This window comes from Peribacillus sp. FSL H8-0477 (assembly GCF_038002765.1).
GTDB lineage: Bacteria > Bacillota > Bacilli > Bacillales > DSM-1321 > Peribacillus.
The window spans coordinates 1,725,936-1,740,097 of record NZ_JBBODE010000002.1; the positions used below are offsets into that span (position 1 = coordinate 1,725,936).

Consider the following 14,162-nt stretch of genomic DNA (forward strand, 5'->3'; position numbering starts at 1 on the left):
CTTTTAAAGGGGGATCGAGTTCTATGCTTTTGTTTTTCAGGGTTTTTGTTTGGGTTATATTTACCGCACTTCTGGCATATGTTTTTCTATCATGGAGAAATAAGGAAGCGGTAAGTAAAAAAATCGAAGTAATCCGGAAAACGTGGTATCTTATTTTTATTTTAGGTGCTTTAATTTTTTGGACAGTTCAGCCGATGAGCATCTTTGACAGCTGGAAGAATTATATAATCGTTGCAGTGATTATTGTTTTAATTGATATGTTTGTTTTTCTGAGTATGTATATATCTAAGGTTGGCGATCATGAGCTTACAGCTGCAACGAAAGCAGTAGCCGAAAATGATAAAGTATTAACAGACAACAGAGAAAAAATAAAAAACATGTTTTCTTTATTGAAAAAAGAGGGGATTCCTGAGTACTACCAAACCAATCAGGAGTATCTTGACTATTTAAGTATCCTCTTACAGGCTTATGTGGAGAAAGATGGAATGAATGTTCATATCTTGCCTTTTAAAACGGACCAAGATAAGCAATTGGCACTTTCTGGGTTGAACGACTTGAATACAAGTGCTATCCGTGCTACATTAGAACGAGAGGATACGTATTACAACGATGAAGAGAAGATGGCGCTAAATCCTGTTAGTATATTAACTGACCCATATATCATAAAAGTCAAATCACGTTCCTTTGTATCTGAAGTAGATTGTTTACTTATAGCTCTTCTGATTATGATCTTTGATATGGTGATAAAGCAGCGATAAAGGCGGTGATGGATAAAATGAGTATCTACGATAAGGGCAGTGAACATGCTTCTGTAGCAGTAAGAAAACCAAAGGTAAAAACACCGGAAGTCGGTTTAAGTCCCCATACAAAAAAACTAATGGCTCAAAATGAGCAAATTATCCATAAACAAAAACGAACGGTATTCAGCCGTTTGCGGGCAATTTTTTAAAAAAGAGCAAGGAAACTAATTTCCTTGTTCTTTTTCATGTTTTTTTACATACTGCATATACTACAGAAAATCACTAGCATTGAAAAAGGACGGATCTCATGAATCGAAAACCGAGCAGAGTAAACATACCGGAACCATCACCAGCACCATCGGATCAAAAAATGCATGAAAATAACGTGAATCTCCTAAAGTACTTGCAAAAACTAAAGAAAAAACGATGGAGATTATTATAGAAGATTATTTAAGAGCTGCCTTTCTTTAATCTCGGACAAATCAAAACCCATACTAATCCTACATGTGAAGCTACTATACAATATTAAAAGAATTGAATAAAATATAACTAGGGGAGTCCAATTAAGTAGGGCTGAGAGAGAAGTACGTTGAAAATTCTTGACTCTTGGGACCTGATCTGGCTCATACCAGCGTGGGGAAGTTAGCATTATTTAAAACAATACTTCTAATCATAAGCCGGGTCCAACTTATATGTTGGGTGCGGTTTTTTTATGCTGTTTAGTCCTTTGGAATCGTCTAGGTGAGAATGAAATATTCTTTTATTGAAGGAGTTGGATGTTATGGAATTAAAAGATCAAGTTGTATTAGTGACGGGTAGTAGTAGAGGACTAGGTGCAGCAATTGCTAAAGCATTTGGACGTGAAGGATCTCGCGTCATTGTTAATTATTTTCAGAATGAAGAAAAAGCTCAACAAGTAGTAGACAGTATCGGTAAGGATCATGCTATAGCCATTAAAGCGGATGTTAGGAATCAATCTGACATAGAGACCCTATTCAAGTTGGCTAAAAATCATTTTGGTGAGAACATAACTACAGTCGTAAACAATGCATTAGTAAATTTCCAATTTGATGCCACCAACAGGCATACAGCAGAAACAATCACATGGGATGAGTATCAAGTACAATTAGAAGGAAGTGTAAAAGCTTCACTACATACTGTACAAGCTGCGATCAATGATATGGAGCAAAGAAAATTTGGCCGTGTTATCAATATTGGCACAAATCTTTTTCAAAATCCTGTGGTGGCTTATCATGACTACAATACAAGCAAGGCGGCTTTACTCGGTTTTACACGCAGCATGGCCAAAGAATTAGGAGAAAAAGGTATTACTGTAAACATGGTCTCTGGAGGACTTTTAAAAGAAACCGATGCTAGTTCAAAAACATCTGCGGAAGTCTTTACCATAATCCGAGATAGTACACCATTACAAAAGGTCACAAGTCCAGAAGATGTGGCAGATGCAGTCTTGTTTTTTGCATCCCCTTGGAGCCGTGCCGTTACTGGTCAAAATTTAGTAGTGGATGGCGGATTAGTGATGGATTGAATGGATTTAAAACCATATAGGTTTCATAGGGGAGTTATAAGGGCAGTCAAGGAAATACCAAAGGTTACTAGTCAAATTATAAAAATTTGACTTAACTCAACTTCTATTTTTGTTGCAAATGCAATAAATTCTAGTTAAACAAAATGCATACTACTCATGTTGTATTTGCAACAAAAAAATATTCAAAGGAGTAAATATGAAGGAAATTTTACGTGAGATTGGAATGATAGCGAGGTCATTAGATTCTATAAGTAATATAGAGTTTAAAGAATTTGACCTTACAAAAGGGCAGTATTTGTACCTAGTTCGAATATGTGAAAACCGCGGAATCATTCAAGAAAAGTTAGCTGAAATGATAAAAGTAGATCGAACAACGGCAGCTCGTGCAGTACAAAAACTCGAAATTAATGGCTTTATTGAAAAGAAGGGAGATGCACATAACAAAAAAATTAAAAAACTCTTTCCTACAGAAAAGGGAGAAAGTGTTTATCCTTTCATAAAAAGAGAAAATGATTATTCTAATATCAGGGCATTAGAGGGGTTTTCCGAGAAAGAAGCAGAAACCACTTTCAATCTTCTCCAAAGAATAAGAGAAAATGTAGAAAAAGAATGGGTATTTGTAAAAAAAGGAAATAAGAGAAATTACTGATTATATAGAGGAGCGACTTATCCAAATGACTATTAATATAAAAAAGTGTACCCTTGAAGATTCCTATGAACTTCAAGAAATTAGTCATGAAACGTTTAATGATACATTTAAGCATCAAAATTCACCCGAAAACATGGATGCCTATTTGGAAAAGGCGTTTAACTTAAAACAATTAGAAATAGAATTATCCAATCCTTCTTCGCAATTCTATTTTGTTTATGTTAATGATGATGTCGCAGGATATTTGAAGGTCAACATCGATGATGCTCAGTCTGAAGAAATAGGTGAGGAATCACTTGAAATTGAAAGGATTTATATTCGAAACAAGTTTCAAAAACATGGCCTTGGGAAGTGCCTCCTAAATAAAGCAATGGAAATTGCAGCGGAGTCTAAAAAAAATAAAATCTGGCTAGGTGTATGGGAAAAAAACGAAAATGCTATTGCTTTTTATAAGAAAAAGGGGTTTGTTCAGACGGGTGCCCACTCTTTTTATATGGGTGATGAAGTACAAGTCGACTATATAATGATTAAAACACTCATTTAATTTTTTCGGATGAAAAGTCAAAGATGTTTTTTTCGTGGTGCCCTATGGGGTATTTTGAAGCTAAAAATCATGACCAGACGGAAATATGGTGCCACTAGACGGGAATAAGCAAGATCCAGACGGGATTATGGCCATCTCAGAAGGGAATACGTGGAGCCCAGACGGGATTAATGGCGGGAAGAGCTGAAAAACAGATAAAATACCCCCATGGAAACTTAGTCAGCAGGTCTTCCTATAAAGTGTATCTATTGAAATAGACTAAAGATTAGCGACCCATTTTCAATAACCCAAGCCTGGCGAAAACATAGCTATCTTCATGGACTACAAACCAAAACCGAATGAATACACACTTACACTACTTAATGGAGACCTTGAAAAGGAAATCTCGCTCAAGGAAAATGGGTTTTCCGCCCCGACACAAAAAGGAGTATTTGTTTATTATTATAGTGTATGGTGGATGGATGAAAAGGAAGAACATGTATCAAACGGAGATGCTTACTATGCATTCGCTTTGGAAGTAAAGTAGGGATTCTGTATGCCACGTTTCTCTTTACAGTTCCTTCTAATCTCTAAATTACACCACAATTTAAAAAGCGTGCTCAAAGCCATCTCAGACTTTTAAACACACTTTTATGTTATGTCAGCTCTATTTTCATTGGAATTCTATTTTCAAATTTATATACGTGTGTAAACCCGCATTGTTTCGCCATAGCAGCAGCGTCCTCTAAATTCGCACCGACATCTTTTACAAAATGAGAATCGGAACCGAGCGTCAGAATTTCGCCGCCTAGTTGATGATAAAGTGAGAGAACATCCATAGATGGAAGGGACTGCTGCAAATGCCCTCTAAGACCTGAGGTGTTAATTTCGATACCGATATTCCGATCGATTGCTTTTTTTAGTATAGCTTCTATTACGTCTTTGTGCTCCTCAAACGTATACATCCCAATAGTTTTGACCGCATAGCGTTTTAATAAGTCTAGGTGTGCAATGACATCTATATCAGCCGTACATACCATTTTATATACTTCTTCAAAATACCCTTGATAAGCAATGCCTGCCGGTACCTGTTTTAGATAGGCACTTAATTTTAGATTATCTATATTATGAACGGATCCTAAAATGAAATCTAAGTTTAATGGTGTCAGTATGCTTTCGTATTTTTCTTTAAGTAAGTGCGGTTCGCACAGTTCAATGCCAGCTTTTATGATTAATTGACTACCAAACTGTTCTTGGCACTCATTAATTTCGGTGAAATAACGATTGAAATCCATATGGCCAAAAGTGGGGGCGAGTGGATTCACTGAAAAGTGTTCTGTGAAGCAAATCTCTTTAATCCCTTTTTCTATGGCAGCCATACAGACATCTTTCATTGAAGCTTTAGAATCGAATGAATGGTTTGTATGATGATGATAATCCATTATGTGCATAAGCTTTGATATCCTCTCGGTGATGACGTTTAACAAATCTTTATATAAATAAGTCTAGCAAATGATATGGAATGTGGCAATGAAGGGGTATTTGCTAGTGGGCACACATAATGAGTCATGAGATAAAAACTTGAAAAAAACACATTATTAAACGTCTTCTAAACCAATCAGTGGTAAAATTGAAGAAGTATTGAGTTATATGTACAACCATAGTATGATGGGTCCTATCAATTATCTTAACAAAAGTGGAGGCACGCATATAATGAAATGTTTTTCGATAGATTTAGACGGAACATTATTAAACTCAAAACATCAAGTATCTAAAGAAAACGTAGAAGCTATATATGAGTTGAAAGCAAGAGGACATGAAGTCATTTTAAACACTGGCCGCGCCTATTCGGATGTCGTTAAAATTGAAGATTTACAAAAACTTGAACTGCCGATTTTCTGTATAAATGGTGCAGTTTTATATACCAAAGACAGAGAACTTTTATACGAAACCACATTGCCTGCCTCAACGTATCAAGAGGTGTTCACAGCATTAAATACACTAGACGTCGGCATACTGGTTTATACCAATTATGGTGGTTTTCCATCCACGCTTCCACCGCTGCACCAAAAAACTGAAGAAGAGTTGAACCAGCTTTTCTTAGAAACAGATTACACGGAGCTCCTTGCAAAAGACGATTTAAAAGTATATAAACTTATTGCCTTGGTACATCCTAGTCAGGTTCATAAAATAGAAAGTGTCAAAATGGCATTAAAAGATGTTATGGGTCTATCAACGGCTTCGTCTTTTCCTAATAATGTTGAAATCACTTCAGATGAAGCACATAAAGGGAAGGCCTTGTTACGCTATCAGCAATTAATGAATGTTTCCTTTGAAGAAATTATTGCATTTGGTGACGGAGGAAACGATCTTGGGCAGTTCGAGGTAGCGACTACTTCAGTCGCAATGGCTAATGCACCTATAGCTATTCAAGCAGCAGCGGACATGGTAACCAAATCAAATGACGAAAACGGATTTGCTTATGCAGTGAATCAGCTTTTAAAGAATGATCCAAAACCAATTTTAATTTGAGATCTAAGAAAATGTCCTCGTGACATTTTCTTTTTTATTTAAATATCTGAACAATCAAACAGTTAAAGTTGACACTTTTAGTAGGGATTACTATAATTTATGGAAATACAAAATAGTGTTTTAGAAGAAAGTGAGTGGGATAAATGGGAAACCAAATTGAAAATAGTGAACTAAGTTATGGTTATAGAGAAGCACCTGTGAAGGTTGAAGTGTTTTTAAATTTAGCATGTCCGTATTGTGCAACATTTTTTAGTTTGGCGGAAGAGTCTTTAAAAGACTACATAGATAATGATCAAGTCACTTACATTGTTAAACACTATGATAAGCCAAGGGAAATGCTGTTAAATGGGACATTAGTTAATTTATTTCTAGATTACGAGGATTCGTCCCGTGTAAGAGAAACTATGAAGGAATTATTTGAAACACAAGAACAATGGGACCAATTGAATAATCAAGAAATAAAAAAGCTATTGACAGATAACTATCAATTAAAGGAAGAACCAAAGAACACGGATATCAGTCTGAAGGTAACGGCTGAGGCAATTCAAAGAAAAGTAAAAATGGTGCCTACGGTTTTTATTAATAATAAGGAATACCAATATCCAACTGAAATCTCAGCAGCTGAATTAACCGCTGAGATTGAGTCGGCATTAACTAGTAAAATTACGTACTAGAACAGAAGGAGTATAGTCTCCTGTCTGTTTTGTCTTGGAGGACTTCATGGAAAAAGTAAAAGCCCTTAAAATAGGTAAGCTGCCAACAGGAAAGAAGAATTGTATTACGGATGTTGCAGATGTAAGAGTAGGGCATGTTACACTGGATTTTCCGTTAGATGCAGATGGAGAGGAAGCGGCTTGCACGGGTGTGACCGCCATTCTGCCGCATGGAGGAAATCTATTTAAGGAAAAACTAACAGCAGCTAGTTATGTACTTAATGGTTTTGGCAAGTCGACTGGACTTGTCCAAGTTAATGAACTTGGTGTTCTTGAGTCACCCATTATGCTGACTAATACATTTGGAGTGCCTGCGGTTACTCAGGGGACGCTGGAATATATGCTGAAACAAAATCCTGAAATCGGGGAGACAACCGGGACAATAAATATTGTTGTAGGGGAATGTAATGATAGTTATCTCAATTCTATTCGGCATTTCCCAGTTCATTCTAAGCATGCAGTGGAAGCGATTCAAAAGGCCGCTGCAGATAAGGCTGAAGAAGGAGCGGTTGGAGCAGGGAAAGGAATGATTTGTTTCGGATTTAAAGGAGGGATAGGGACCTCTTCTAGAGTGGTTAAACTAGAAGAATTGGAGATACAGTATACAATTGGCTGTTTAGTTTTAAGTAACTTTGGCAAGGAAGAGGAATTTCTAACAGATACATATACGGGGCTGACAGAGACTCTTCAACAGGGGCTAGCCGAGACATCTGACGGATCCATTATTATTATTCTGGCAACGGATGCCCCATTAAGTGACAGACAGTTGTTAAGAGTAATAAAGCGTTGTGGAATCGGGCTTGGCAGAACGGGGAGTAATGTGAGTCATGGAAGCGGTGATATTGTTATCGGTTTTTCAACAGCTCAAAGTATCCCGCATGACTCTGAAAGTCCCTATGAAACATATAAACTGTTACGAGAGGACCACTTCATATTTAACCAATTATTTGTTGCTGCCGCTGAAGCTACAGAAGAAGCAATCTTACATTCACTTTTACAAGCTGAAACAACCAAAGGCAGAAAAGGGCGTATTGTTCATCAATATTCTAACCGAAAAGAAGGAAGCTTAAAGGCGTAATCACTTACGCCAGAGTATATGAATCTTCTATATGTTTTTCCTGCATTCTAATTAAACTAGTTCTAATTTCTTTTTATAATAACGATCAACGAAATGCCCGAAATTGGAAGCGAGAATTTGTTGGAAAAGCATCCCCACTACCACAGGAACAGCGACCTGAGCTGGGAAGTAGGACACAGCAAGAACTGCGCCAGCACTAATGTTGCGCATCCCGCCTAAGAATGTCAACGCGACGACATTTTCTCGGTCCATCTTCATGCGAATTCCCATAAGAAAAGAAAATAAATACCCAGTGAATGCAATGATAAACACAACAATAATAATGGAGAATAGTTTCCAATCAATCGTACGTAAATAGGGTGCAATAATAGAGCTATTTAACAAAACGACGATTCCAAGGAATAGTTTTGAAAAAGGTGAAAGATAGGGGGCAAGCGTTACTTTTGCCTTTCCTTTGGTTACCTGGTTACATACCATTCCAGCAATGGAAGGGATAACAACCATCCATAACAAACCACTCATCATGCCAAAAACATCCATTTCAATTTTTTCACCAACTAAAATGGCCATGGAATATGGAACAATAAAAGGAGATAAAAACGTATCAATTAAAATAAGTGTAAGAGTAAGCGCAATATTTCCCCGATAAATGGTCACCCAGATAACACTTGTAATACCTGTTGGGATAATCATACCAAGAATTAGGCCGGTAATCGTATGAATATCACCACTGAACACTACATGTCCAACCCCCCACGCCCAAAGCGGCATAATCACATGGAGAATACACAAGGTAAGTAGAATAGGCTTAGGATGAGCAACTACATGTTTAAATGATTTGAAAGTCGATCCCAAACTGCCTGTAAAGGTTATATATGCAAATAACCCAGGTACCAAGAACTTATAACTCTCTACATACGAAGCTAAAATCACGCCAAGGATAACACTAATTGGTGTGATATAGGCCATTTTCCCTTCTAAAAAAATATTCATTTTTTGCAGCATTACCTGTACACTCCTTCAAGATGAAACTCCGTTCATTATATCGTGAATATTCCGGCAAAGGAAAATAAATAGTGAAAGAAGATAGGAAGCGAATGATTCCAAAAAGGAGAATATGAAGCAGCTATTTTAGCAGCTATCTAAAAAGAGGTACGGAAAGTTTCATCCCGAACCTCTATTGCCTTTTGAACACGTTGATTGGAACGGAAATCAACAGCCCCATTTTAAAACTAAAAAAAGAAGCCTGTAGACAAACTTGAGTAAAACCCGAGTTTGTCTACAGGCTGAGATCCACACACAATGTACGGATCTGTTTACTTTCTCTTAGCTTCCCCATTCTACACTAATACCAAAATGATCAGAAATAATCGGATAGTTTTTCCCATTAAAGATGACCTCAGAGTAGTGAACTTGAATCGGTGTATTCGTAAAAATAAAATCAATTCGTAGTGGTTCGTGATTGTCAGACCAACCATCTATTTGCTTCTGGATGGTGTATCCATTATCACGTTTAGAAGCTAGGTGATAGGTGTCTAACCAGTTTTTCGTTACTAAGGAATATCCTTCGTCTAACGATTGGGCTGGATTGTTTAAATCACCTAGTAGAAAAATAGGACCAGCTAGTACTGAAAAATGAGCTTCACAGGTTGTCCATTGATCTGCGAAGGCTTCGCGTTCGTCATTCCACCATCCGAGATGAAGGTTAAAGTACCAAGTATCTTGAACTTGAATTCCAAGAACTTTACGAGATTTATAATCCGTATAATCGGTTGATTGTGAGGCATAAAAGGTCAGGATGTTTTGAATAGGGAAGCGGCTTAAGAAGGCCAAGCCCTCATCATACATACCGTACCCAATATGTGACGGCTCCCAGGTCCAGTTGTAATGAAACCCTTTTGCAGCAAGTTTCTGCTGCAAAAGCCATGCGAAATTATCTTTTTTGATTTGATTATCTAACGTTGAAGCTTGATAGTTTTGGAGATGACTAGCATCAATTGATTCTTCCTTAATGGTTTGGTTGACTTCCTGCAGGGAAATGAGATCATAGCCTTCAGTAATAATAGCATCACACAGGATATCTAGTTTTTCTACCTGTTTTTCTTCCAGCCAACTATGTGTATTTAAGGTTAGTAGTTTCACCTTGTTACGCTCCTAGACGATCATTAATGTCGGATTTTAAAACATCTGCTTTGGGACCGTAGACAGCTTGTATGCCATTATCTTTTTTAATCAATCCTAATGCGCCTAGTTTTTTCCAGTCTTGTTCGTTCCCAACTAAAGCGGGATCTTTAACGGTTACACGAAGTCTTGTCATACATGCATCTACATCCATAATGTTAGCTGGACCACCTAGGATCGAAATGATTCCATCAACTTGTTTGTCAGCAGGAGCTGATTCTGCAGTTTCCGATGATGGTGCATTTTCTTCATCTGTACTGCTCTCATCAATGTAATTACCTAAACGGCCAGGGGTAGCAATCTTGAAACGGCCAATCATGTAATAGGATACAAAGTAGGCGATGCAGAAGAAGACGATACTACTAATGACAAAGTTAATGATATCCCCAGTTAATCCTGCATTGACTGACATGGGAATACGTGTGAGAAATTCTAGGTTACCAAATGAATGTACACGTAAGTTAATCAAATCTGCCAGTGCAAAGGAAGCTCCTTGTATCACTGCATAGACTACATAGAGTACGGGTGCTGCAAACATGAACATGAATTCAAGTGGTTCAGTTACACCTGTTAAGAAGACGGCAAGTGCTGCTGATAAGAAAATCGTTTTATATTTTTTGCGTTTGTCTGCATCCGTTCTGCGATACATAGCGAAAGCTACACCAAGTAATGTACCGGTTGCACCAATCATTTGTCCAACTTTGAAACGAGCGGGAGTAACTTCATTTAATAATGCAGTATAAGCTGCTGTATCTCCTGCGTTTTTCATGTTCACTAAATCACTAACCCATGCCAGCCACAGTGGGTCTTGTCCAAAAACTTGTGTGCCAATGTTTGCACCTGTCATAATTTCGTATGTACCACCAAGGGCTGTATAATTTACTGGGATGGTTAACATATGATGTAATCCGAATGGCAAGAGAAGACGTTCTAACGTTCCATAAACGAATGGTGCTAAAATAGGTGCGGTATCACCTGAAGTGGCAATCCACTGGCCAAAATTATTAATCCCAGTTTGAACAAATGGCCATACGACAGCCAATATAATAGATACAATTACTGACCAAAGGATAACGACAAAAGGTACGAATCGTTTACCATTAAAGAATGCAAGTGCATTCGGCAATTTACGGTAGTTATAATATTTATTGTAGACAATGGCTCCGACAAATCCGGAAATTATGCCAACGAAAACGCCCATGTTCAATGCTGCTGAACCTAGAATGGATGTGAAGTACCCGTTAACAAGGATTTCTGATCCAAAAAGTGTTTCTGTTGTTGCGCCTTCAGTTGTCAGCATAGTAGCATTGACACCGAAAATGGCACCGGTTGTAACATTGATCAGTATAAAGGCTAAAAGGGCTGCAAATGCTCCACCGGCACGCTCTTTAGCCCACGAACCACCAATTGCAACAGCGAAGAGCAAATGTAGATTTCCAATTACTCCCCAGCCGAGACTCTCCATTACACCGCCTATGGTAGCGACGAAATGAATTTCTCCTCCAAACATGACAATCATTTTACCGATACTTATCATTAATCCAGCTGCCGGCATGACAGCGATTACAACCATTAGTGCTTTACCGAGTTTTTGCCAGAAATCAAATGAAAATAACTTTTTCATCTTTTGTACATCTCCCTTGATGATTTATCTATGCAAACGATTGCTTTGATTTGATTATACTCTCGACTGTTTAAAATATGCAAGCGCTTTTTTAAACTAATATTTTGAAAGTACAGTTGTTCATTCATTTAAGCAATAGCAAGGTAATATGCGTATTTTTCTTTTTAAAAATGAAAGTTTTGTTAATGAGATTGACAACGCAATCGTTTGCGTTTAAACTTGCACTATAAAAGAAAAGTCAGTAATTATAACCAGGTATTTACAGTATGAGGAGGAAATAAAAATGGCTATAAACCGCTTATTTGAGGTAGATGAATGGAAGATTCGGACAAATCATTTAGATAAACAAAATAGAAGATTACAAGAAAGCTTAACGAGTATTGGAAACGGATACATGGGAATGCGAGGGAACTTCGAGGAGCAGTATTCTGGAGATCATCATCAGGGCAGTTATTTAGCAGGTGTATGGTATCCGGACAAAACAAGAGTAGGATGGTGGAAAAATGGCTATCCTGAATATTTTGGTAAAGTCATTAATGCCATGAATTTTATTAAAGTAGATTTATTCATAGATGGGGAAGTTGTTGACTTATTTACGGATACCATCACGGAATTTAATCTTGAACTCGATATGAAGCACGGAATATTGACCAAGAGCTATTTAGTAGAAAAGAATAAAAAGCAAGTACGTGTTGAAGTGGAGCGTTTTGTTAGTTTGGATCAAAAAGAACTGTGTGTTATCAATATGAAGGTTACTAGTTTGACAGATTCAGTACAATTACGTTTTGTGCCCACATTAGATAGTCAAGTGAAAAATGAAGATGCAAACTACGAAGAAATGTTTTGGCTTCCAGTTGCGGCATACTCGAATCAGTTAGTCGTGGAGACCAAACCAAATGATTTTGATATAGAGCAATTCAGAGTTGCTGCAACGATGACTAACCGTGTGACTAATTTAGAAAACACTGGAAGTTTGGTCACTCCAATGCAAGTGAATGAAGTTTTTGAAGGGACTATACTTGCTGGTGAAACAGCGACAATTGAAAAATTGATTGTTTTAACTACATCGCGTGACAGTGAAGTAGATACAGTCAGTGAACGAAGCAAAGAGATCAGTGAAAAAGTCAGTGAACGAAGTGCTGACAAACTGCGTGAACAGCATGAATCATTGTGGATTGAACGTTGGGAAAAAGCTGATGTAGTAATTGGCGGAGATGCTGCTGCACAACAGGGAATTCGTTTCAACTTATTCCAATTGTTTTCTACTTATTACGGGGAAGATGAACGTTTGAATATTGGACCAAAAGGATTTACCGGGGAAAAATATGGGGGAGCAACTTATTGGGATACTGAGGCCTATGCAGTGCCGTTGTATTTAGCTTTAACTGACCAATCGGTAACGAAAAATTTATTAAGTTATCGGCATAATCAGCTGCCGGGAGCAGAACATAATGCTCGTCAGCAAGGATTAGCTGGTGCGCTGTTTCCAATGGTGACCTTTACTGGGGTGGAATGCCACAATGAGTGGGAAATCACCTTTGAAGAAATCCATCGTAATGGAGCCATTGCTTACGCAATCTATAACTATACGAATTATACGGGAGACAAAGAGTATCTTATCGATAAAGGATTGGATGTATTGACGGGGATTAGTCGTTTTTGGGCGAGCCGTGTACATTATAATCGTCAAAAAGATCAATACATGATGCACGGTGTAACCGGGCCTAATGAATATGAAAATAACGTTAACAACAATTGGTACACGAATAAAATGGCTATCTGGACATTGAAATACACACTTGCTTCATTAGAGTTAGCTCCTGAGAAGAAACTTATGTTAAATCTAACCGATGAAGAATTACGAAAATGGGAAGAAATTATTGAAAAAATGTATTTCCCATATGATGAAGAACGGGGTATTTTCATTCAACATGATACGTTCCTCGATAAGGAGCTGCGTCCTGTTACAGATTTGGATCCATCAGATTTACCGCTCAACCAAAAATGGTCATGGGACAAGATTTTACGGTCACCGTTTATCAAGCAAGCAGATGTACTCCAGGGGATTTATTTCTTCCAAGATGAATTTACAATAGAAGAAAAAGAACGGAATTTCGATTTCTATGAACCAATGACTGTCCATGAATCTAGTCTATCTCCAAGTATTCATGCCATATTAGCTGCAGAGTTAAATAAGATGGATAAAGCGGTGGAATTGTATGAACGGACTGCACGATTAGATCTGGATAATTACAATAACGATACAGAGGATGGTCTTCATATCACCTCTATGACCGGGAGCTGGTTAACGATTATTGAAGGGTTTGCAGGAATGCGGACAACGAATGATACATTGGCATTTTCACCTAAATTACCGCGAAATTGGAGCCATTATGGTTTCCATATCAATTACCGCGGCCGTTTACTGAAGGTAATGGTTGAGCAGGAAGCAACGATTGAATTAGTTTCAGGAGAACCATTGGAAATGAAGGTATACAATCAATCAATCCTGCTCTCAAGCTCGTATACTTGCCAAATTACTCATACTGAATCAGCGGGTGCATAACAAAATAGGG

General features: G+C 37.7%; 14 protein-coding genes and 1 riboswitch. Of the genes, 10 read left to right on the top strand and 4 right to left on the bottom strand.

What is annotated here, in order from left to right; all coding sequences use genetic code 11:
- Window positions 1-23 precede the first annotated feature (23 nt).
- The 6 genes from MHI18_RS20160 to MHI18_RS20185 all read left to right on the top strand — a co-directional run bounded on the left by MHI18_RS20160 (window position 24) and on the right by MHI18_RS20185 (window position 4,005).
- Complete coding sequence (locus MHI18_RS20160; protein ID WP_340850079.1) at window positions 24-758, top strand: type II toxin-antitoxin system SpoIISA family toxin; 735 nt, start codon at window positions 24-26, stop codon at window positions 756-758.
- Window positions 759-775: 17 nt separating this feature from the next.
- Window positions 776-949, top strand: coding sequence for a hypothetical protein (locus MHI18_RS20165; protein WP_340850080.1), 174 nt, complete (start codon window positions 776-778; stop codon window positions 947-949).
- 332 nt (window positions 950-1,281) lie between these two features.
- Window positions 1,282-1,397, top strand: a riboswitch (TPP riboswitch).
- Between the two features lie 124 nt (window positions 1,398-1,521).
- A complete protein-coding gene (locus tag MHI18_RS20170) occupies window positions 1,522-2,286 on the top strand; it encodes a 3-oxoacyl-ACP reductase (protein ID WP_340850081.1) in 765 nt (254 codons plus the stop codon).
- Between the two features lie 196 nt (window positions 2,287-2,482).
- Window positions 2,483-2,935, top strand: a complete 453-nt coding sequence (locus tag MHI18_RS20175; protein WP_340850082.1) for a MarR family winged helix-turn-helix transcriptional regulator — start codon at window positions 2,483-2,485, stop codon at window positions 2,933-2,935.
- Window positions 2,936-2,960: 25 nt separating this feature from the next.
- Window positions 2,961-3,479, top strand: a complete 519-nt coding sequence (locus tag MHI18_RS20180) for a GNAT family N-acetyltransferase (RefSeq protein ID WP_340850083.1) — start codon at window positions 2,961-2,963, stop codon at window positions 3,477-3,479.
- Between the two features lie 316 nt (window positions 3,480-3,795).
- Window positions 3,796-4,005, top strand: coding sequence for a hypothetical protein (locus MHI18_RS20185; RefSeq protein WP_340850085.1), 210 nt, complete (start codon window positions 3,796-3,798; stop codon window positions 4,003-4,005).
- Window positions 4,006-4,114: 109 nt separating this feature from the next.
- Here the strand turns inward: MHI18_RS20185 and MHI18_RS20190 are convergent, their stop codons facing one another.
- Window positions 4,115-4,909 carry a histidinol-phosphatase HisJ family protein gene (locus tag MHI18_RS20190; protein WP_340850087.1) on the bottom strand — a complete coding sequence of 265 codons (795 nt, stop codon included), beginning with the start codon at window positions 4,907-4,909 and terminating at the stop codon, window positions 4,115-4,117.
- Between the two features lie 262 nt (window positions 4,910-5,171).
- On the opposite strand from MHI18_RS20190, the gene MHI18_RS20195 reads away from it, so the two are divergent.
- The 3 genes from MHI18_RS20195 to MHI18_RS20205 all read left to right on the top strand — a co-directional run bounded on the left by MHI18_RS20195 (window position 5,172) and on the right by MHI18_RS20205 (window position 7,781).
- Window positions 5,172-5,990, top strand: a complete 819-nt coding sequence (locus MHI18_RS20195) for a Cof-type HAD-IIB family hydrolase (protein WP_340850089.1) — start codon at window positions 5,172-5,174, stop codon at window positions 5,988-5,990.
- Window positions 5,991-6,133: 143 nt separating this feature from the next.
- Window positions 6,134-6,664: a thioredoxin domain-containing protein gene (locus tag MHI18_RS20200; RefSeq protein WP_340850090.1), complete on the top strand. Its 531-nt coding sequence runs from the start codon at window positions 6,134-6,136 to the stop codon at window positions 6,662-6,664.
- 46 nt (window positions 6,665-6,710) lie between these two features.
- On the top strand, window positions 6,711-7,781 hold the full coding sequence (locus MHI18_RS20205; protein WP_340850092.1) for a DmpA family aminopeptidase: 1,071 nt from the start codon (window positions 6,711-6,713) through the stop codon (window positions 7,779-7,781).
- Between the two features lie 51 nt (window positions 7,782-7,832).
- On the opposite strand, the gene MHI18_RS20210 is transcribed toward MHI18_RS20205, so the two are convergent.
- The 3 genes from MHI18_RS20210 to MHI18_RS20220 form a co-directional block, all read right to left on the bottom strand.
- Entirely contained in the window at window positions 7,833-8,786 is a 954-nt protein-coding gene (locus tag MHI18_RS20210; RefSeq protein ID WP_340850093.1) for a bile acid:sodium symporter family protein, read from the bottom strand.
- Between the two features lie 321 nt (window positions 8,787-9,107).
- Window positions 9,108-9,923 (bottom strand): endonuclease/exonuclease/phosphatase family protein, encoded by an 816-nt coding sequence (locus tag MHI18_RS20215; RefSeq protein ID WP_340850094.1) that lies wholly within the window; start codon window positions 9,921-9,923, stop codon window positions 9,108-9,110.
- Between the two features lie 4 nt (window positions 9,924-9,927).
- Entirely contained in the window at window positions 9,928-11,586 is a 1,659-nt protein-coding gene (locus MHI18_RS20220; protein WP_340850096.1) for a PTS transporter subunit IIBC, read from the bottom strand.
- 283 nt (window positions 11,587-11,869) lie between these two features.
- On the opposite strand from MHI18_RS20220, the gene MHI18_RS20225 reads away from it, so the two are divergent.
- Complete coding sequence (locus MHI18_RS20225; protein ID WP_340850097.1) at window positions 11,870-14,152, top strand: glycoside hydrolase family 65 protein; 2,283 nt, start codon at window positions 11,870-11,872, stop codon at window positions 14,150-14,152.
- The last annotated feature ends 10 nt before the right edge of the window (window positions 14,153-14,162 follow it).

Coding starts and splice junctions, on each gene's coding strand:
- MHI18_RS20160 (WP_340850079.1), top strand. CDS start 24: ATGCTTTTGTTTTTCAGGGTTTTTGTTTGGGTTATATTTACCGCACTT.
- MHI18_RS20165 (WP_340850080.1), top strand. CDS start 776: ATGAGTATCTACGATAAGGGCAGTGAACATGCTTCTGTAGCAGTAAGA.
- MHI18_RS20170 (WP_340850081.1), top strand. CDS start 1,522: ATGGAATTAAAAGATCAAGTTGTATTAGTGACGGGTAGTAGTAGAGGA.
- MHI18_RS20175 (WP_340850082.1), top strand. CDS start 2,483: ATGAAGGAAATTTTACGTGAGATTGGAATGATAGCGAGGTCATTAGAT.
- MHI18_RS20180 (WP_340850083.1), top strand. CDS start 2,961: ATGACTATTAATATAAAAAAGTGTACCCTTGAAGATTCCTATGAACTT.
- MHI18_RS20185 (WP_340850085.1), top strand. CDS start 3,796: ATGGACTACAAACCAAAACCGAATGAATACACACTTACACTACTTAAT.
- MHI18_RS20190 (WP_340850087.1), bottom strand. CDS start 4,909: ATGCACATAATGGATTATCATCATCATACAAACCATTCATTCGATTCT.
- MHI18_RS20195 (WP_340850089.1), top strand. CDS start 5,172: ATGAAATGTTTTTCGATAGATTTAGACGGAACATTATTAAACTCAAAA.
- MHI18_RS20200 (WP_340850090.1), top strand. CDS start 6,134: ATGGGAAACCAAATTGAAAATAGTGAACTAAGTTATGGTTATAGAGAA.
- MHI18_RS20205 (WP_340850092.1), top strand. CDS start 6,711: ATGGAAAAAGTAAAAGCCCTTAAAATAGGTAAGCTGCCAACAGGAAAG.
- MHI18_RS20210 (WP_340850093.1), bottom strand. CDS start 8,786: ATGCTGCAAAAAATGAATATTTTTTTAGAAGGGAAAATGGCCTATATC.
- MHI18_RS20220 (WP_340850096.1), bottom strand. CDS start 11,586: ATGAAAAAGTTATTTTCATTTGATTTCTGGCAAAAACTCGGTAAAGCA.
- MHI18_RS20225 (WP_340850097.1), top strand. CDS start 11,870: ATGGCTATAAACCGCTTATTTGAGGTAGATGAATGGAAGATTCGGACA.